The organism is Pseudoalteromonas sp. GutCa3 (assembly GCF_002836155.1).
Classification (GTDB): domain Bacteria; phylum Pseudomonadota; class Gammaproteobacteria; order Enterobacterales; family Alteromonadaceae; genus Pseudoalteromonas; species Pseudoalteromonas arctica.
Genome location: NZ_PJBK01000067.1, coordinates 258,304 through 277,549, shown reverse-complemented (window position 1 = coordinate 277,549; position 19,246 = coordinate 258,304). Strand labels below are relative to the sequence as shown.

Genomic DNA, 19,246 nt, shown 5'->3' with positions numbered 1-19,246 from the left:
CGTGTGTAGGTTATATAAATTTAATACAGTTTATTTGTCAGTCGTCATTTTCAGTGCCGTTTCTAACTCTTTTGCAGAAGGGTCAAATAAGGCATTTAGTAATCCAGCTAATCGAATACCCGCTTGTTGTAAGCGCGTCTTTATAATTGGAGTATTGTTATATATGTAGCTATAACCAATTTCGTTGTTGGTATATTTATAAATTTTTGTGGCTAAATTATGAGATTCTTCAACCCATGTCATAGGTGAGCTTTGTAAATACTCAGCAATTAACTCGCTGTTATTTGTATCAATAAATTGTGCGTACTCAGTAAACGATAAATTTTCGTTCTCAACTAACTTTGTATCCCAAAGGCTGTGAAGATTTGTTTCTTCGTTAAAAAATGAAACCTTAATACGGTTGCCACCTCTATCTTCACTTCGACCAGCATGAAATGGTTGGTGACTGTCGCCGACCAAATGTACTAAAAAACGTAAACTGAACTGTTTAGCATCTAAGGTGCTATTTTTATCAGTGAGCGTTTGCATTGAATAGTGAATGCCTTCTAGGATATTACTTACAGATTCTTTGTTTTTAGTGTGATCGTGATTGAAGCTGAAAGATTTTCCTGGTGCTGCATTAATATAATGCCAACGAGATGATTGCTTTTGCCAAAACTCGCCAGGGGCAGAGCGCATTTCATCAGGCCACGTTGATATTTGTGCAAGTGATTCACCATCAAGGTAGGGTTGTATTGCCGCTTTAGTTGTTTCGCTTATATGAGATTCTGCAATCTTACCTACAATGCGGTGGCCATTTTGACCCCAAGCATGTGAGTCAGTGCTTGTAAATATTGCACTAATCAAAAGCGCAGAAGATATCGAGTACTTTATATTGCTATGCATTAGAACTTCCTTAATGAATATTTCATGGCGTTGCTACAGGCTAATGCGGTCAATTGTCCTTACTTTTGGTGTTGATAGGAAGGACTCATTAAAATTCATAGTTTCTTATTCACATTACTTTTAAATCAATAGGTTATGTTTAACAGGTAAAATTACTTGTTGTAATAAGTAAGCGAAATTGTTCAAATGCACTATATAGTCTATTTTTGAGTGGCATTGCTTTGAATTTTAAAAATATCGTGTTGCACAAAATGTTAATTGTTACATTTTTGTTTCTATTGTTGGTCGTTACGTGGGTTTGCGGTCAAGTTAGTGTATACAATGATGAATTACACTTTCCAGTTATGATCGAAACCTCAACAGAGTGTCAAACAACTGCAACAAGTAACAAAGGCCAATTAATTGTTTTTACGCAATCAAAAAAAATAGCTAAGTTATTAACACAAAAGTTATGCTCTGATAACGTGGTGGCTAAGCAATATGGCTCTGTAAAAGGGTATTGGGGGTATAGAACGGCAGACAGCTTTGAGTTTGTGGGTAAAGGAATTGCTGACTTAATTTTGGCTAAAAACAATATTATGGCAGCCTTTAAAGCAGAGTCGACATATAACTACCAGCCCGTTGTTGGTTTTTCTGACTACACGGCTTTTTTTATATCTTCTAAAGAAAAACCTCGAGTCACTAAACAATACTTTTTAGATAAGCGCATAGGTTTGCTTGATTATCCGACCAGCCGATCAGGGCATATTTTACCAAAGCAAACGTTTAAAGAGTTGGATATTAATTTAGCCAATTTGAAAATCACTTATGCTAGCTCTCATAACGAATTACGTGATTTACTCGCTAATGGAAAAGTAGATATTATTGCTTCGTTTTGGAAAGAGAGCGACGAAAAACGTTTTTCAAAAAACTATATTACGCCATTGAGTAATAATATTTCTGGAACAAGATGGTATTTAAAAATGCAGCAAAACAACACAGATTTATTATGCGCAGTGCAGGAAAATTTGCTTGATATGTCTAAAGATCAAAGTTTGCATTACTATCAAAATGTCCAACCATTTTGGCGCTGTGGTGCCAGCTTAGTAGGCTTAAAAGAGGAGGCTGGTGATGAGTAAGTATAAGCAACTACTTGTTATTATAAGTTTATTTTTTATTTTATCGTCAGTCTTTTATATTTCTGTAACTCAAAAAAGCCAGCAAGTAGCTAAACAAAAAATTACGCAGATAGAAAGGCAAATAGCACTCGACTTACCATTACTCGATTTATCGAATGAGCTGCTAAAGCATTCAGGTAATAAAGATGCAGTTAACAGCTACATTAAAACTTTAAACAGCTACATTAATTCGAACGAGCTCAAAGTTGTTGCTATTGCACCAAAAAACGAAATGGTAACACCTGTAAACTCACACCAAATAATACGTAGTTTGAGCACTAGTAATGGGTTCGTATTAGTTGTATTTAACGTCCAACAAACCCACTTTACATTGAGTCATTTTATTTACTATTTTATATTTTTAGTATTAAGTGTGTTGATTAGTTTTTGGGTGAAATTTGCGTTTATTAAACAAAGCAATAAGCGGTTTAATAATGCACAGCATCAATCAATTGAAGAACCTACGCCGCTGATACTTATTGTTGACCTTAACGATAAAACATTATCAAGTAGTTGTAATACAGAACAAAAAATGTGTTTAGCCAATAAGCCATTGTGCTTTTATTTAGCACTTGTAGAGTATTGTACAAATAACGATGATGTAGCGCTTAGTCATAATAAAGATGTGCCAGAGGAGCTGCTAGAGCTTGCTAACAAGTATTTTTATAGGTTGGTCGAACTCGGCCATACGGTTAGAAAAAGGCCTAACTTTAATAATAGCCTAGAAAAAACCCTGAGCGAAGTACGTGCTGCATTAGATGAAGTACTCAGTGAGTATCCTGAAGAAAAAGAGTTATATTATCCACCTAAAGCATACGGGGAGGGTTCTCGCTCTCGTCTGCATAGTTATGGGCTGGCAAATATTAAAAAGGGCAGTATTGAAATAATAGGAAAGTAACAAGGTTACTTTCCTATTATTAGAGGCTATTTAGGAGTAAATTCAGCCGTTTTAAGAGGGCTGTTTTTTGATATAAAATCTTGAAGTGCTTGGGCATCTGTTTCGTCTGTACTAACAAAGCCTTTTTTATTTGTAAGCGCAGGATAGCCATCACCGCCTGATGCGTTATAGCTATTTAAGCTCATTCTATATGTTTTATTTTTGTTCAAAGGTTGGCCGTTAATAACAACATTAACTAACTGATTATTTTTACGCTCAAACGATAGTTTATGGTATTGCAAATAAGCGCCAGCATCCGGTGGGAAGCTCGTTACTGTATTTAAATAGTCCCATAAATCACTGCCTTGCCAATCCATGTAAGTAATACGATTTTTAAAAGGATGTACTTTTAAAATATCTTTATAGCTCACTTCACCAGCCTCTATTGAGCTGCGAATACCACCACCACTTATTAGTCCAAAGTCTGCATTTACTACATCCATTTGAGCTTGAATAATTACGCGTGCAAGATTTGTTTGTTGGTAGCGAACTTTGTTTCTGTCACCTTCTAAGCGAGCATCTACTTCACCTATAGTACCTTCAATTTGTTTAGCGCCTTTTGCTTGATATACCGCTAAATAAGATTCAAGTTTTGAGTCTGGTTTAATGTACTCGTTTGCTAACACTTCTTTAGTTGAGCCATCAGCTTGTACTTTATCTACATACAAATTAACTGGCATCAGTTTGTAGTCTAGTAACGTTAATTTTCCGTTTTCAAGCTTAAACTCAGCTTTACCAACATATTTACCCCATTCATGGGCTTGCATAATGTAAGTACCGTTTTGTTGGTCTGGTTTACAGGCAAGACCTGGTTTAAAGCTATCGTCATTTACATTTGTATCGCTCATGCATACAGGTTCTTGAGAGTGGCCACCAATGATCATATCTAGCGTGTTTGCAGGAAGTGAGCGAGCAAGTGTTATATCACCGGGTGCGTTAATACCAAAGCTAGCATCAACATAATGACCCATATGAGTCAGGGCGATTGTAATGTCAGGGTTGTACTTAGCTTTTATTTCTTTCGCTAGTTTTGCTGTAACGTCAACAGGGTCTTTAAACTCTAAGTGCCCAATATACTGAGGATTACCAATTTTAGCTGTGTCGGTTGTTGTTAAACCAATAACAGCAATAGTTAATCCATTCTTTTTGAATATTTTATAGCTATCAAACGCGTGTTCGCCTGACTCTTTTTCAAATATATTGGCTGATAGAAAAGGAAAGTTCACCCATTTTTGCTGTTGCTTCAATACATCAATAGGGTTGTCGAATTCGTGATTACCCAATGCCATTGCATCGTAACCAATCAGCGACATACCTTTAAAGTCAGGCTCTGCTTTTTGTAAGTCTGACTCAGGAATACCTGTATTTATATCACCACCAGAGAGTAGTAATACTGCATGACCTTGCTTTTGAGCTTTATTGCGTAAAGAGTCAATTAACGTTTTGCGAGCGGCCATACCGTATTCGCCTTTTTCGTTTTGCCAAAAACGCCCGTGGTTATCATTAGTATGAAGAACAGTTAAATATTTAGTCGGGGTAGCGCTAAACACGGATTCAGGAGCAGGAGATGTGCATCCGAGTACACTAAAAATAACCGAAAATAAAATAATTATACGCATAAAATACCTATGGATTAAGGTCTACTTAATTTATCAGGCAGCTAGTTTAAACTAGTTCCATGCTAAAAAAACGTACTTATTTACATTTTATTTGGAAGGGGCTGTTAATTGGTTTGTGGCAGCACGTTCACGACGCTTCAACTCCGTATTCGCATACTCTCGCTTGTGGTGATTAGTACCTATCATCCAGGTTAAAAAGCTTGCTGGCAGTTTTGTATAGGGTTCGCCTTTGTGTAAACCAAAGTCGCAAATTGCATGTTTAGTGTGTGACATTATAAGATCCTGTTGTTTTGTGTTTTTTAAAGGTAACAAAAAGTAGCCATACTCTTAAGATGATTTAATTTTAAATAATTAGATTTATATAGCTAAAAAGAATATAAGCAATGGTATATGTAATTAATTTGTTATCAACACGGTCTAATTTGTATCAACTCGCACTTTAGAATCGATTTTAATCGCCTATGGCATTAATGTGTTAACGCATTAACAATTATCTAAAAATATAACAACAGGAATACAACATGAAAAAACTTTTACTTGGCTCAGTACTCGCCGCAGCAAGCTTTACAAGTGCTGCCACTATTGTCGAAATGAACACGAGCCAAGGTGTCATAGAAATTAACTTGTTTGATCAACAAACACCTAAAACAGTTGCAAATTTTTTAAGCTACGTTCAAGACGATTCATATAACGAAACAGTAATTCACCGCTCTGTTAGTAACTTTGTTATTCAAGGGGGGGGATTTACATTTTCTGACTCGCTAGATGCGATTACCACAAAACCTGCTGTAGAAAATGAACCCGTTTTTTCTAATGTTAAGGGCACCATTGCGATGGCTAAATTATCGGGTGATGCTGATAGTGCAACAAGCCAGTGGTTTTTTAATATCACAGATAACAGTGCTGCGCTTGATACCCAAAACGGTGGCTTTACTGTGTTTGGACAAATTACTGCAGCAAGCCAATCAACGTTAGATAAAATTGCAGCATTAGTAGACTGTGGTGAAACACCCGTTGTTGGTATTACTGCTGAACAATGTGCAAGCACTGATGTAACAATTAGCAGTGCTAATTTAGTGACTATTCAAAACGTGGCGGTAATGGATGATGATCCTAATTCAGCTGCAGGTCTTACTGTTACTGAAAATACGCTAATTGATTCTGACACATCAACAGATTCAGGTAGCAGTTCTGGCGGCGGATTAATTTGGCTTTTAGGTGCTTTTTTACTTGCGGTTCCTCGTTTAAAACGTGCTAAATAATTAAAATTAACGGTAATGTGGATGGCGTAAACCAGCCGCCCACATTACCATTATTAAACTTTGCTATTTAAAGTAACACTCGCCAAATCATCGCAAGCCAAATTGAAAACACACAAACACAACCTAGTAAAAACACTTTAAAACGTGCTCGTACGTTATTTTCACCTAAATGAATAACACTATGCACAATACGTGTTGCTACAAATAAACAGGCCAGTATAGCCACAAGTGTACTGGCGCTATTAAGCTGTAGTGCAAGTAAACACCCCGCGTAAAAAAGCACAGGTATTTCAAACTGATTTGAAAAGTTTCTATCTGCAACCCTAATAGTGTCGCCAGCCTTATCTAATTGCATTGTTTTAAAATCGCTTAAATCTAGTTGTTTGTTTTTAGCTGCTGCAAAGCGCCTTTTACCCATAATGAGCATGACAACCAGTGAAAGCGTAACTTGTGCAAACATGGCAAGTATGATGATTTTTTCCATTGTTTTTCCTTATTATTATTTAGAGTTTGTGTATCTTTTGATATTGAATGATTTTTAATCTCGAAGGTTGGCAGACTCGCAACTAATAGCCGATTATGAAGACATTTTTCACAATGTGTTACACAAAATAGCGTTATTTTGTAGAAAGTTATTAATTGAAAATGTTAGTTTAGCTTAACTATATTGCTTTGAATTGGCGCATGCTATTTTGCGCAATACTTTTTAATGGAAAACAAAAATGAAAAAGATTATTGGTTTTAGTGCTATCGCACTTGCAGTTTTAAGTGGTTGTTCAAATACAGCTTCGGTTTCTGTGGCGCCTCCGACCTCTTTATTATCAGACACGTTAGTTGTAAGTCCTAACGATAACCGCGAATATAAAACACTTAAATTAGCAAACGACATTGAAGTTATTTTAGTGTCTGATCCTGGTGCTGAAAAGTCAGCAGCGGCACTAAGTGTAGGTGTAGGTTTACTACACGACCCGATGTCGCAACAGGGTATGGCGCATTATTTAGAACACATGCTGTTTTTAGGCACTGATCGTTACCCAGATACAAAAGGGTATTCTGATTTTATGACCAAAAATGGTGGCGCGCACAATGCGTATACTTGGCTCGATATTACTAATTACATGTTTAAAATTAATAACGACGCGTTTGATGAAGGGCTAGACCGTTTTGCCGACTTTTTCAAAGCACCTAAGTTATACCCTGAATACACAGACAAAGAAAAAAATGCAGTAAACGCAGAGTGGTCAATGCGCCGCGAAATGGACTTTTTTGGTCAATTTAAACTCGCGCGTAAAATGATGGGCGATCACCCAGCTAATCGCTTTTTAATTGGTAACCTAGAAACGCTTGGCGATAAAGAAAACAGTTCGCTTCACAAAGAAACCGTTGATTTTTACAATAAATATTACTCTTCAAATGTTATGAAAGTAGCGCTTATTTCTAATTTACCTATTGCTGAAATGGAGCAAAAAGCACAAAAATACTTTGCTGATATAAAAAATAAAAACATAGAAAAGCCAACAGTGACTGCAAAAGTTGATTTTGATGACGCTGGCGGAAAACGTGTGTTTTATGCACCAAATGAAGATGTAAAACAGCTACAACTTGATTTCACCATTGCTAATAATAATAGCGAATTTGCGCTTAAACCAAACCGATTTGTAGCGTATTTACTAAGTAATGAAATGCCGGGCAGCCCAGCGCAACTACTTCGTGACAAAGGGTGGGTATCTCAGTTGTCAGCTTCAGCTGCACCAAATCAATATGGTAACTACGGGTCATTAAACGTAAACGCAGAGCTTACAGATGAAGGCATGAAAAATCGTGACGAAATAGTTGCGACTATTATGCAGTACATCGATTTAATTAAAAAAGAGGGCGTTGATAGCAAGTACTTCAACGAAATTCGTACATCACTAAATAACCAGTTTAAGTTTTTAGAAAAAGGTGATGAGTTTAATTATGTAAGTTCACTTACGCAAAGCATGCAAGACTATCCGTTAAATCACGCTATTAATGCACCTTACTATTATGCAAAATTTGACGCTGATGCTGTAAATAAAGTACTTGAGCAGTTAAATGCCGATACTCTTCGTATTTGGTATGTATCGCAACAAGAAGAGACTGACTCGCAACTACACTTTTACGACGGCAAATACCGCATTAGTGATATTAGCGATGATGAAATTGCCAGCTGGAAAAAACCAAGCGAATTTAAGTTAGCACTACCAACTGTAAACAATTTATTGCCTGAAAATTTTGCAATAAAAACTCAAGCATTTAAAGAGCAAAAACACCCTGAGCTTGCTTACGATAAAAATGGTGTAAAAGTATGGCGCCAAGCAAGTCAAAAATTTGCAGAGCAGCCAAAAGGGCTTGTTGAAGTTTATATAAATACTCAACCAGGTTTGAACGATATTAAAGCAGAAGTACTTTATTCTGTTTGGGCTGATTTATACAATATTCAACAAAGTCAGTTAAGTACCGAAGCAGCAATCGCTGGTATGAGTGTAAGCCTTGCGCCGAGTAATGGTCTTGTTTTATCTATGAGTGGTTTCACAGATAAACAAGATGTATTGCTTAAACAAGCTTTAACCGGATTAAAAGCCGATGAAACAGCACAAGCATTTAGCCAAGCAGTTGATCGCTTTAAACGTAATTTACTAAACCAACAAAAACAGTTTCCTTATGCACAAGCATTTGGCGAGTATTCAAAACTAACGCGTACAGGTGGTTTTGATACAGACGCGCTTATTAAAGCCGCTGACTCAGTGAGTGTTGCCGACTTAGCACAATTAAAAACAGCTACGTTTGCACAAAACGATTTACGCGTATTTAGTTACGGTAACTACAATCAGCAAGATATAGACGCGATTGCAGACGAATTAAGTGCAACATTACCAAGCAACCATAAACGCAGTGAATTTGCGCGAAGCAAAGCATGGTTGCCACAACCGGGCGAAACGCTGGTACTGCAAAAAGATATTGATGTAGCCGATGTAGCGGTGGTTGATATGACCGTTCACCCTGTTGCGGGTTACAAACAAAAAGCAGAAGCGGCTGTATTACAAAGCCACTTTAGAACAGTTGCGTTTGATAAAATGCGTACTGAGGAGCAACTTGCATACGCAGTAGGTGCATTAGCTCGCCCAATCGAGGATTACTCAGCAATTGGTTTGTATATTCAAACACCGGTTAAAGGTCCTAAAGAAATACAAGCTCGTTTTGATAAGTTTAAAAAAGAATACGCAGTTGAACTTGATAACATGAGCGAAGAGACTTTTGAGCAGCTTAAAAATTCAACCCTAGTATCGCTTAAAGAGCAGCCTAAAAACTTAAGTGACGAAATGAGCCCACTTATAAACGATTGGTACCGTGAAAATTTTACCTTTGATTCTAAGCAAAAGCTGATTGATGAAGTTGAAAAAGTAACGCTTGCAGGTATAAAAGACTACTACAAGCAAACAATGCTTAATCCTAATGCGGCACGTTTAAATGTGCAATTACGTGGTACTAAGTTTATAGAAAGTGACTTTGCCGATTTACCAAATCAAACTAAAATCACAACGCTTGATGCCTATTACAATGGTATTAAACTACAAAAATAAGCTTTATTTATACAGCTAAAAATAAACCCCAATGTAGTAATACATTGGGGTTTATTATTTATCTCACTATATTTACTAATAATACCAATTCGCTTAATTAAGTGATCTATTTTGAGGATGGAAAAACGTGTTGATAGCTAGGCAAAAAATTCGCTATTTAGTTGTTCTAAATGAAAATTTTTTAACGCAGGTAGCGACACGTTTAGCCCCGCAAAATGATTAAGTATTATTGCGGATTGGTATAATATTTAAGCCATTATTAAAAAGCCTATAACAGCTAATGCCGCAGCAATTAGCGTGTAAGGCAATTGTGTAACGGCATGGCTCATTAAATTACAACCAGAGCCTTGCGCTGCGAGTACGGTTGAATCTGAGTAAAAACACGCTTGGCTACCAAAAGAAGAAGCCGATAATAGCGCACCAATGACCAGTGGTATGTTTGCATCAACCGCATTTGCCAGTGGCATAACAATCGGAATTGATACAGCAAAAATACCCCAGCTAGACCCTGTTGCAAACGCTAAAATAGCCATTGAAATAAATACCACGGCTGGTAAATATGCTGCGGTCATATAAGGGCTTAAGCTACCAATAACAAACTGAGGCAAACCAATTAAGTCGCATACGTCTTTGAATATAAACGCCGCTATAACAGTACCAATCGCGGGGATCATACTTTTAAAGCCATCAAGCATGCGCTCAATCATTTCACTTACGCTCATTAATTTTTGTAGCGCATAAAACGGGAGAGTGACCGCCATTGTTGCTAGTAAGCCTTTGTATACGTCTATTTCAAAGTAAACCGTAAACGCAACCAGTAAAATAATCGGTACTAAAAAGTTACGTAATTTACCTTTAGGATCAGCGTCTTCAAAGTTTTCTTCAGCTGCTTTTACTGCGTATTCATCTGCTGTTTGAACGTTATTGTATTGAGCTGGATCGACTTGAGCTTGCTCAATTTGCGCCATTTGTTCTGCTTTTTTCATTGGACCAATCGCAGGAATAACACCCAACACAACAAGTAAAACAACAAGCACTGCAAACCACGCGTAAAACATGTACGGAATAGCTTGAATATAAACAGCAATACCTTTGCCTTCTTCAGCAATACCGTTATCTACCAATAAGCCACTAAAAAATACCGCCCAGGTAGATAAAGGGACAAGCACACAAATTGGTGCAGCAGTAGAGTCTACAACATAGGCAAGCATCTCACGGCTAACTTTAAATTTATCGGTAATGCGTTTCATGGTCTCACCCACAGTAAGCGCATTTAAGTAGTCATCAATAAAAATAACCACACCTAAACAAAAGGTCATAAACAACGATGAACGCTTACCTTTGGTGTACTTAAGAGCTAGCTTGCCAAAAGCTGATGCGCCACCTGTGCGCACTAACAGTGCGATTAAAGCGCCAAAACCACCACATACAAGTATTAGCCAGCCGATGGTTTCGTCTGTCATCACTTTTAGCGATGTACTCGCAAAGTTAGTAAGTACCTGTGCAGGATCGGCTATAACTAAACCAACTAAAGCACCAATAAGTAAAGATAAAATAGGGCGGCGTAATACAACAGCCAATACAACCACCACTAACGGTGGTAGTAAACTCAACGCAGAAGGTTCAAGCATTTAAGTATTCACAAAATTAAAAGCATGCATCAAAATTAAATTAATTTTCAAGCTGCTTATACAAAAACAAAGAAGATGATAAGTTTGTTGTTAAATCATTTTCCAAGTCACTGCTTTTGTACGCGTGGGAGGGACACATAAACAGTTATGTTAAATAGCTGTTTAAATGAAACGCGTTGGCTTTGGCGCCAGACGGTGCAAGGAGTGCAAACCGCTATTGTTGTGCCTGTAAAAACATCGGCGCAAAAATAATCCGCTTTTTAATTTCAGTCAACAAAAATTTACATGCTAAACAAAGTTTTTTAGAGGAACTTACATTGAACGCCGTACTTAAAACAAATCGTCTGTTGTTACGCCATGCAAATGAGCTTGATGCAGCTATTTTACTTAAGCTAGTTAATCAGGCTAGTTTTATAGAGCACATTGGTGATAAAGCAATTTATACCCTTGATGATGCCAAGTCATACATCAATCAGTCATTTGTTGCTTCTCATAAATACCAAGGCTTTGGGCCTTATGTTATTACTTTGCATAATGCTGTAGTGGTTGGCGTTGTTGGGTTTTATAAACGAGCAGCGTTACAACAACCTGATTTAGGTTTTGCACTTGTAAGCGGTTTTGAAAAAAAGGGCTATGTTTTTGAAGCGGCCAGCGCACTTTTGCGCCATAAGCATGAATTTGGAATTACAAAATTGTGTGCAATAACATCACCAGATAATAGGGCATCGCAGAATGTGTTGTTAAAATTGGGCTTTAAAATAGAGGGCAAGGCGGTTATCAATAATGATCAAACCGCCGTAATTATATTTTCGCTTAATGATTAAAGTCTTGCTTGTTCTATTTGTTTTGCAACATTTAGGTTTATATTTAGCCATGTTGCTTCAAGCGTTGAAACTAAACCGTCGTATCCATCATCATCTATAGGCACTAGGTTTGAAAAATTATGAATACTTATAAGACGTCGGCCTGTTTCAGGGTGTGTGTAATATAAACGCCAAAGCCCTGAAATATCAGCGTTACCTTCCATGTCGCCATTAAAGTGGTGAATTTCGTATTCAAGCTCATAAAACGTTTGCTGATCGAGTTCAGTAATGACCGGCAAGCCCTTTATTACCATCCAATTTGGCATAGCATTAAAAAGAGTTTGCTGGGCTGTTGCAGTGAGCATTACATCCGGCGATTCGCCCCACAGGTTGTAATTTGCGGCATGAATTTGGTTGCTATCTATTTTCATAGCAATACCTAAATTATTTAAAGCACCTCTAAGTACAACTGTTTGTATTCTTAATTGTGCGTCTGTGTCTGTCACATTTCGAGACGAGGCACCAATAGGCTGCTCAAACTGGTAATACTGTGTCGCAGTTTGTATTGATGAACTACAACCTGCCAATAGTAATAATAAACTTGCAGTTAAAAATAACGATTTCATTATTGCTTCCTTGGTTTTGGATCTGCTGGTAATGATTTATCAAAAATTAGCATATTAGGTTGCTCGTTTAATCCGCGAGTTAGAGGCTGTAGGCCCTCGCTTAAACGTTTAAACTCTTTTAATGTTTGCTGTATTTGATGATGAAGTTCAGAGCCTGCTTGGTAACTGGCCATGGTTTTATCAAATTGGCGCATAGTTACTTCAAACTGCTCCATACTTTTTGTCATCTTTTCGAAATTACGATTAAAGTCGCCTGGTAAGTTTTGTGTATCTTTTTGGCTTAGTAACTCTCGCATTTCATTAGCAAGCGCTCGGTAATCGGTAAATGTGGCTTGCATTTGTTCTAAGCTATCTTCAACTTTTAAGTTATTTACTTTATTAAGTACGTCAGAGACTTGGTCTGCTAATACGGTTATGCCGCTAGAAATACTCGGAAAAACATCATACTGCACAAGTTTACCTAGGTGTGCTTGCGGTGCATCTGGGTATATATCAAAATCAACGTATACTGCACCCGTTAATAAATTACCAGGCTTTAACGAGGCGCGCATACCACTTTCAATCCAGCCTTTTAAACTACCTTGCCAATACTCTTTAGCTGAGGCACTGTCGTGATACAAGCGTCCGTATTCTACTTTTATAAGTACTGGAACCGCCGTATTATGGTTTCTAAAGTGGGCAGGTTTACCGTCAATAATTACATTGGCAGGGGTTTCAACAACAGTACCTACACGCATACCTCTATATTCGACAGGAGCACCTGTGCGTAGTCCTCGAACTGATTGTTCAAATTCAATGAGGTAGTAATCAAAATCGTAAAAGCGCTCTTCTAGCGCTTCTTTATAGCTTTGGCTTAATGAAAAGCTATGCCCATCTTGTGCTATTTCACCCGGGGCCTGTTGCTCAGGTAAGCCAACCGAAATACCGCCTTTTAAAAGTTTACTTAAAGAGCCCGTATTAATATTGATGCCATCGGCAGATAGGTCAATTTCAATCCCTGCGTTCACCCAAAAAATAGAGTTCATGGTGATGAGATTTTGATAAGGTTCTTTAATAAATACGCCGTACTTCATTGCTTGGTTTTCCCAATCAAAAGTGGCGGTTTCTATTTGCCCTATTTTGTAATTTTTGAAAAATATACCGGTACTCACATCAAGCACTTCAGCGTTGTAACTCATTAATTTGAAACGGCCACCTTTCACATCTTTACCAATGAGGGCGGGTTCGTCTTGTAATTTAAAACGCTCTTTTAGCTCTTTACTTTCACCGGGTGAAAACTCTAAATATACACCAGACAATAGCGTGCTCATTCCGCTAATACCCGTTTCATCAATGCGTGGTTTTACGACCCAAATTTTGGCATCATCGGTTAATAAGTTATTGTAGTTTTTGTCTATTTGCGCACGGGCAATAACGCTGTCTTGGGTGTCTGATAGTCGAACATGATCAATTTGACCTATTTTTACACTGCGCACTTTTATTTCAGTTTTACCTGCAATAATGCCCTCAGCTTGTGGCATTTCGATAAAAATTGTAGGGCCTTTATTTGCTTGGTATTGGTATAACATCCACATGCCCACTAACAGCGCAATTGCCGGAATGATCCAGATAGCGGAAATTTTCGGTTCTTTTGTTATTTCGGCAGTTTCGGTCATGCTTTGTTCTCTGATTTTTTGTTTTTAGGGGAATCCCACAACAAGCGTGGGTCAAAGGCATGGGCAGCCATCATTTGGCATATTACCATAACTGTAAAAAATACAATGCCTAATCCTGGTGTTACTGACATTAAATTACCCAGTTGAACTAAGGCAACTAAAATAGCAACCACGAATACATCTATCATCGACCATTTTCCAATAAACTCAGTCAGTTGATAAATTCGGGTGTAACTTTTTGTATGTCTATTGGCAGGTCTCGTTACCATAAAGCATAAAAAGCTCAATACAAAAGCTTTAGCAAGTGGCACCACAACGCTGGCTAAAAATATAATAGCGGCAATAGGGTAGGAGCCACTTTTCCAAAGAGTAATAACACCACCAATTAAAGTCGAAGGGGATTCATCCCCAAGACTAGTGGTATGCATAATAGGCAAAACATTAGCTGGAATATAACAAACAACAGAGGTAATTAGCCAAGCTGCTGCTTTTTGTACGCTGTAAGGATTTCTAACGTGCGTTTTTGTATGGCAACGCTGACAAATATTACCGGTACATAGTTGGTGGCACACATGGCAGGCTTTAATATTTTCATCTATTGCACGTTTAGCATGCTCTGCGCCTTCGAGTACTTTTACAGGCTTTATTTGAGCCCATAAGCGTGGGCGATTTAAGTGAACAAGCGCGGCTATGTATAAAATAACAAACCCCACATAAGCCCAAAAACTCGTGCCAAAGCTAATATCAGCCAGCGACATGATTTTAACCATACTAACAAGTACGCCAATTAAAAATATTTCCGACATAATCCACGGTTCTAACGCAAGGGTGAACTTTAGTAGTCGCCTTGCTATGCCCTCTGGTAATGTTTTTAAAAGCCCAAGATGCAAAGGAATTAAAATAAGAAGCAAACCCATAGGCAGAGCAATAATGCTTAAATCAATAAATAAGCCAAGCAGTTCACTATCGTAATTAAATAAAATTCGAGCCGCGTCGGGCAGAGTAATAGTTTGAGTAATACCACTACTGCTAAAAGAAATAAAAGGGTAAAACATACTGCTCAGCAGCATTAATAGTGCGCTAAAGCTTAGTGCAACTATACGACTATCGTGATTAACATCGGCTTCGCAAAGTTTATGGTGACAATGTGGGCATATCGCCATTTGTTTTGCGATTATGCGAGGTATATCTATGATCAGATCGCAGCAGGGGCATACAGTTTGCAATTTAATACCAAGCAAGAAGAATATTTCTTCAATTTTGCTATATTTAATACATTAATACAACGCGTTCTGCCATCAAGCTGTTCGTTATATAAAGGAAGCGTGTGAAATATTATTTTTACTACATATTAATGTGGCTCTTTATTTGCTGTGGCTATTAATAAAGAGCGAGAGGTAATGATCGCTGCGAGCGCATCAATTCCACCCTATGTTTTTGTAAAAACGGACTCGGGTATACACCTAAATTTAATAAAAGCCGCGTTAAAGGCCAATAGTTTTGCTAATATTAATGTGCAATATATGTCGAACAAACGCGCTGAGCATCAATTACATAATAAAGGAGTAGATATACTTTTAAATTATGCTGGAGGAATTAGTGCGGGTATTTATCCAAGTAAAACGGTACTTAGTTATGAAAATGTAGCTATTACACTCAAGCGAAATAAATATAACATTGATAAAATAGAAGACATGTTTAATAAAAACGTTCTTGCTTTTCAAAATGCAACGGCATATCTGCCTCCTATATTTAAAAGGAATGTTAAACACTTTAGCTCATATCAAGAGGTTATTAATCAAAAAGCGCAGGTAGATAAGCTGTTAAAAGGTTGGGTTGATGTAATTGTGTTAGATAAGCGTATTTTTTACTATTACTACAATCAACATAAATCCCCCGAAGCTGTACAAATTTACACATTATTTCCAAAAGCAGATCGACCTGCTTATTTTAATAACCTCGTTTTAGCTACTGAGTTTGATATTGGTTTGGCGCTCATCAAGCAAAATGGTACTTATAAAAGGATTGTTGATGAAGGCCAAACCCATTCATCAATCAAATAAAGCCACTGTTTGACGTGTAAGCGCTATTAGCTCACCCGACTGCGACCATATAAAGCCATCTTCTAAACCGTAACCATCTTTTGAATGATGAGTGATTGCTTCAAAGCCAAGCCATTCTCCAGGTGTTAAGTTTGGCTCTTGCACAAATTCTAAATACCACGACATGCTACTTGCAGGAGCGGGTTGTTTAAACATTTGTAAAAGTGTTGGCGGCCATGCATCGGTAAGTGCAATCACATGGGCTTCAGTTATTTGTTCGGGCGTATGTTTAAAGCGCATCCAGCCACCTAAATGAGAAGTTTCTGCACTACTAAATGGCATAGCACCTTGTTGGGGGCATAAATCAACATGTTGGAAAAATTCAGGCATCTGACCTTTTATAAAAGGTAACGTGTGGCGCTCATCTACTGGCTTTAAACCCAAAGACTTCGAAACAGGCACATTAATACCCGACTCTCTACTTTTAGCAAAACACGCTTGTACAATTACGCACACTTGTTCATTTTGAATCGCTTTGGCGAGTACCTGTGTACTGCTTTTACCTTGGCGCAGTATTTCAACAGACAATGAAAAAGGAGTATCGGCAAGTAATGGCCCTACAAAATTAGTACTGAGTGAAAGTAAGCGACGATCATCCGTTACCTTGCCTCTGATTGCTTGATACAACAGTGCGGCTGAAAGCCCACCAAAAGCAGTTCTGCCTTGGCACCAGTTTTCTGGAAATTGCATTGTACTATTTAATTGTTCTGTATTTTCCGCTTGTTGAAGTAGTTGCTTAAAATGCATAGAAGATATCCTTTTGTAGTGCGATTTAATAAATTTATAACACAATCAAACTAGTCAGACCAGTAATTAAAGGCGTCCCTGGCGGTGTAAAAATCACCATTCCTTACAATTATTAGGGTTATTTTGTAAATAAATCACAAAAAATGAATTTTTTTTCATTTTTACAGTTGAAATAAGTTTGGAGCAACCCTATTTACTAGTCATCGAACGTTTAACGAATATTGAAGTTGGAGAGATTTCATGGGTAAAATTATTGGAATAGATTTAGGTACTACAAACTCTTGTGTTGCAGTACTTGATGGTGGCAAAGCACGTGTTATTGAAAACGCGGAAGGCGATCGCACAACCCCGTCTATTATTGCTTATACGCAAGACGGCGAAACATTAGTAGGTCAATCTGCTAAGCGTCAAGCGGTTACTAACCCGACAAACACATTATTTGCAATTAAGCGTTTAATTGGTCGTCGCTTTGAAGACGAAGAAGTACAACGCGATATCGGCATCATGCCGTTTAAAATTGTTAAAGCTGATAACGGCGATGCATGGGTAGAAGCGGGCGGCGAAAAACGCGCTGCACCACAAATTTCTGCTGAAGTACTGAAAAAAATGAAGAAAACAGCTGAAGACTTCTTAGGTGAAGAAGTAACTGAAGCCGTAATCACAGTACCTGCATACTTTAATGATTCACAACGTCAAGCTACGAAAGATGCTGGTCGTATTGCGGGTCTTGAAGTTAAACGTATTATCAATGAGCCAACGGCTGCGGCACTTGCTTACGGTATGGATAAAAACCGTGGCGAAAACGTAGTTGCAGTATATGACTTAGGTGGCGGTACTTTCGATTTATCAATCATTGAAATTGATGAAGTTGAAGGTGAGCACACTTTTGAAGTACTTGCTACAAACGGCGACACTCACTTAGGTGGTGAAGATTTCGATAACCGCGTAATCAACTACTTAGTAGCTGAATTCAAGAAAGATCAAGGCTTAGACCTTAAAAATGATCCGCTTGCAATGCAACGTGTTAAAGAAGCTGCTGAAAAAGCAAAAATTGAACTTTCATCTGCACAGTCTACAGAAGTAAACCTTCCGTATGTAACTGCTGATGCATCTGGTCCTAAGCACATGAACGTGAAACTAACACGTGCTAAGCTTGAGTCACTAGTTGAAGATTTAGTAACTAAAACAATTGAGCCACTTAAACGTGCACTTGCTGATGCTGATTTATCAGTAAGCGACATCAACGACATTATTCTTGTTGGTGGTCAAACACGTATGCCTTTAGTACAAAAAATCGTTGCAGAGTTCTTCGGTAAAGAGCCTCGTAAAGATGTTAACCCTGATGAAGCAGTAGCCGTAGGCGCAGCGATTCAAGGTGGTGTACTTGCTGGTGACGTTAAAGATGTACTATTACTAGACGTTTCTCCATTATCTCTAGGTATTGAGACAATGGGTTCAGTAATGACTGCATTGATTGAGAAAAACACGACGATTCCTACTAAGAAATCGCAAACTTTCTCAACAGCTGAAGATAATCAATCTGCTGTAACAATTCATGTACTTCAAGGTGAGCGTAAACGTTCAAGCGACAATAAATCTCTAGGTCAATTTAACCTAGAAGGTATTCGTCCAGCACAACGTGGTACACCACAAATCGAAGTAACATTTGATGTTGATGCCGATGGTATCTTACATGTATCTGCGAAAGATAAAGATACAGGTAAAGAGCAAAAGATTACGATTCAAGCATCTTCAGGCTTAAGCGATGACGAAATTGAAGCGATGGTTCGTGATGCAGAAGCACATGCTGAAGACGATAAAAAGTTTGAAGAACTTGTAGCTGCTCGTAACCAAGCTGACGCTTTAGTTCACGGTACACGTAAGCAAATTGAAGAAGCTGGCGATGCATTACCAAACGAAGACAAAGAAGCAATTGAAGCTGCTGTTGTAGATTTAGAAGCTGCAATTAAGAGCGACAATAAAGAAGAGATTGAAGCTAAAACTCAAGCTCTTGCTGAAAAGTCTCAAAAACTAATGGAAATTGCTCAAGCGAAAGCACAGCAAGGTTCAGCAGACGCTGGCGAACAACAGTCAACTAAGCAAGACGACGACGTTGTTGATGCAGAGTTCGAAGAAGTGAAAGACGACAAGTAATTGTTGCTACCGCTTCTCGCTAGCCAAAAACACTTAACTCAGTTAGGTGTTTAGGTTAGGATG

At 38.0% G+C, this 19,246-nt stretch carries 16 protein-coding genes; 7 read left to right on the top strand and 9 right to left on the bottom strand.

Translation table 11 applies throughout. From position 1 onward, the window contains the following. Window positions 1-30: 30 nt before the first annotated feature. Window positions 31-885 carry a S1/P1 nuclease gene (locus tag CXF64_RS11205; RefSeq protein WP_007582418.1) on the bottom strand — a complete coding sequence of 285 codons (855 nt, stop codon included), beginning with the start codon at window positions 883-885 and terminating at the stop codon, window positions 31-33. A gap of 251 nt (window positions 886-1,136) precedes the next feature. Here CXF64_RS11205 and CXF64_RS11200 point away from each other — a divergent pair, with 251 nt between their 5' ends. Next, a complete protein-coding gene (locus CXF64_RS11200) occupies window positions 1,137-2,003 on the top strand; it encodes a hypothetical protein (protein ID WP_029751213.1) in 867 nt (288 codons plus the stop codon). Further along, window positions 1,996-2,940 (top strand): hypothetical protein, encoded by a 945-nt coding sequence (locus tag CXF64_RS11195; RefSeq protein ID WP_101217040.1) that lies wholly within the window; start codon window positions 1,996-1,998, stop codon window positions 2,938-2,940. Before CXF64_RS11200 ends, CXF64_RS11195 begins: the two co-directional genes overlap by 8 nt. 26 nt (window positions 2,941-2,966) lie before the next feature. Here CXF64_RS11195 and ushA read toward each other — a convergent pair whose 3' ends face one another. Beyond that, window positions 2,967-4,598, bottom strand: a complete 1,632-nt coding sequence (ushA, locus tag CXF64_RS11190) for a bifunctional UDP-sugar hydrolase/5'-nucleotidase UshA (protein WP_101217039.1) — start codon at window positions 4,596-4,598, stop codon at window positions 2,967-2,969. A gap of 87 nt (window positions 4,599-4,685) precedes the next feature. Next, window positions 4,686-4,871: a hypothetical protein gene (locus CXF64_RS11185; protein WP_101163566.1), complete on the bottom strand. Its 186-nt coding sequence runs from the start codon at window positions 4,869-4,871 to the stop codon at window positions 4,686-4,688. A gap of 248 nt (window positions 4,872-5,119) precedes the next feature. Between CXF64_RS11185 and CXF64_RS11180 the strand changes: the two genes are divergently transcribed. Continuing rightward, complete coding sequence (locus tag CXF64_RS11180; protein ID WP_101217038.1) at window positions 5,120-5,860, top strand: peptidylprolyl isomerase; 741 nt, start codon at window positions 5,120-5,122, stop codon at window positions 5,858-5,860. A 67-nt stretch (window positions 5,861-5,927) separates the two neighbouring features. On the opposite strand, the gene CXF64_RS11175 is transcribed toward CXF64_RS11180, so the two are convergent. Then, window positions 5,928-6,344, bottom strand: a complete 417-nt coding sequence (locus tag CXF64_RS11175; protein WP_101217037.1) for an MAPEG family protein — start codon at window positions 6,342-6,344, stop codon at window positions 5,928-5,930. A 238-nt stretch (window positions 6,345-6,582) separates the two neighbouring features. Between CXF64_RS11175 and CXF64_RS11170 the strand changes: the two genes are divergently transcribed. Further along, entirely contained in the window at window positions 6,583-9,465 is a 2,883-nt protein-coding gene (locus tag CXF64_RS11170; RefSeq protein ID WP_101217036.1) for an insulinase family protein, read from the top strand. 248 nt (window positions 9,466-9,713) lie between these two features. Here CXF64_RS11170 and CXF64_RS11165 read toward each other — a convergent pair whose 3' ends face one another. Next, complete coding sequence (locus CXF64_RS11165) at window positions 9,714-11,096, bottom strand: Na+/H+ antiporter NhaC family protein (protein ID WP_007582429.1); 1,383 nt, start codon at window positions 11,094-11,096, stop codon at window positions 9,714-9,716. A gap of 317 nt (window positions 11,097-11,413) precedes the next feature. Between CXF64_RS11165 and CXF64_RS11160 the strand changes: the two genes are divergently transcribed. Next, window positions 11,414-11,920 (top strand): GNAT family N-acetyltransferase, encoded by a 507-nt coding sequence (locus CXF64_RS11160; RefSeq protein ID WP_101217035.1) that lies wholly within the window; start codon window positions 11,414-11,416, stop codon window positions 11,918-11,920. Here the strand turns inward: CXF64_RS11160 and CXF64_RS11155 are convergent. From CXF64_RS11155 to CXF64_RS11145, 3 genes are read right to left on the bottom strand one after another with little or no spacing between them, the layout of a single operon-like run. Beyond that, window positions 11,917-12,525, bottom strand: coding sequence for a PqiC family protein (locus CXF64_RS11155; RefSeq protein WP_007582431.1), 609 nt, complete (start codon window positions 12,523-12,525; stop codon window positions 11,917-11,919). The two genes, CXF64_RS11160 and CXF64_RS11155, sit on opposite strands and share 4 nt — an antisense overlap. Continuing rightward, the gene (gene pqiB, locus CXF64_RS11150) at window positions 12,525-14,180 is read right to left on the bottom strand and encodes an intermembrane transport protein PqiB (RefSeq protein ID WP_007582433.1); all 1,656 of its coding nucleotides are present in this window, start codon (window positions 14,178-14,180) and stop codon (window positions 12,525-12,527) included. The genes CXF64_RS11155 and pqiB overlap by 1 nt, the downstream gene beginning before the upstream one ends. Further along, window positions 14,177-15,343, bottom strand: coding sequence for a paraquat-inducible protein A (locus tag CXF64_RS11145; RefSeq protein ID WP_010553945.1), 1,167 nt, complete (start codon window positions 15,341-15,343; stop codon window positions 14,177-14,179). Before CXF64_RS11145 ends, pqiB begins: the two co-directional genes overlap by 4 nt. 360 nt (window positions 15,344-15,703) lie before the next feature. Here CXF64_RS11145 and CXF64_RS11140 point away from each other — a divergent pair, with 360 nt between their 5' ends. Continuing rightward, window positions 15,704-16,243 carry a substrate-binding periplasmic protein gene (locus CXF64_RS11140; protein WP_423810672.1) on the top strand — a complete coding sequence of 180 codons (540 nt, stop codon included), beginning with the start codon at window positions 15,704-15,706 and terminating at the stop codon, window positions 16,241-16,243. Here the strand turns inward: CXF64_RS11140 and CXF64_RS11135 are convergent. Further along, entirely contained in the window at window positions 16,232-17,029 is a 798-nt protein-coding gene (locus CXF64_RS11135) for a thioesterase family protein (RefSeq protein WP_101217034.1), read from the bottom strand. The genes CXF64_RS11140 and CXF64_RS11135 overlap by 12 nt on opposite strands. 240 nt (window positions 17,030-17,269) lie before the next feature. Here CXF64_RS11135 and dnaK point away from each other — a divergent pair, with 240 nt between their 5' ends. Further along, the gene (gene dnaK, locus CXF64_RS11130; RefSeq protein ID WP_008171317.1) at window positions 17,270-19,183 is read left to right on the top strand and encodes a molecular chaperone DnaK; all 1,914 of its coding nucleotides are present in this window, start codon (window positions 17,270-17,272) and stop codon (window positions 19,181-19,183) included. Window positions 19,184-19,246 lie beyond the last annotated feature (63 nt).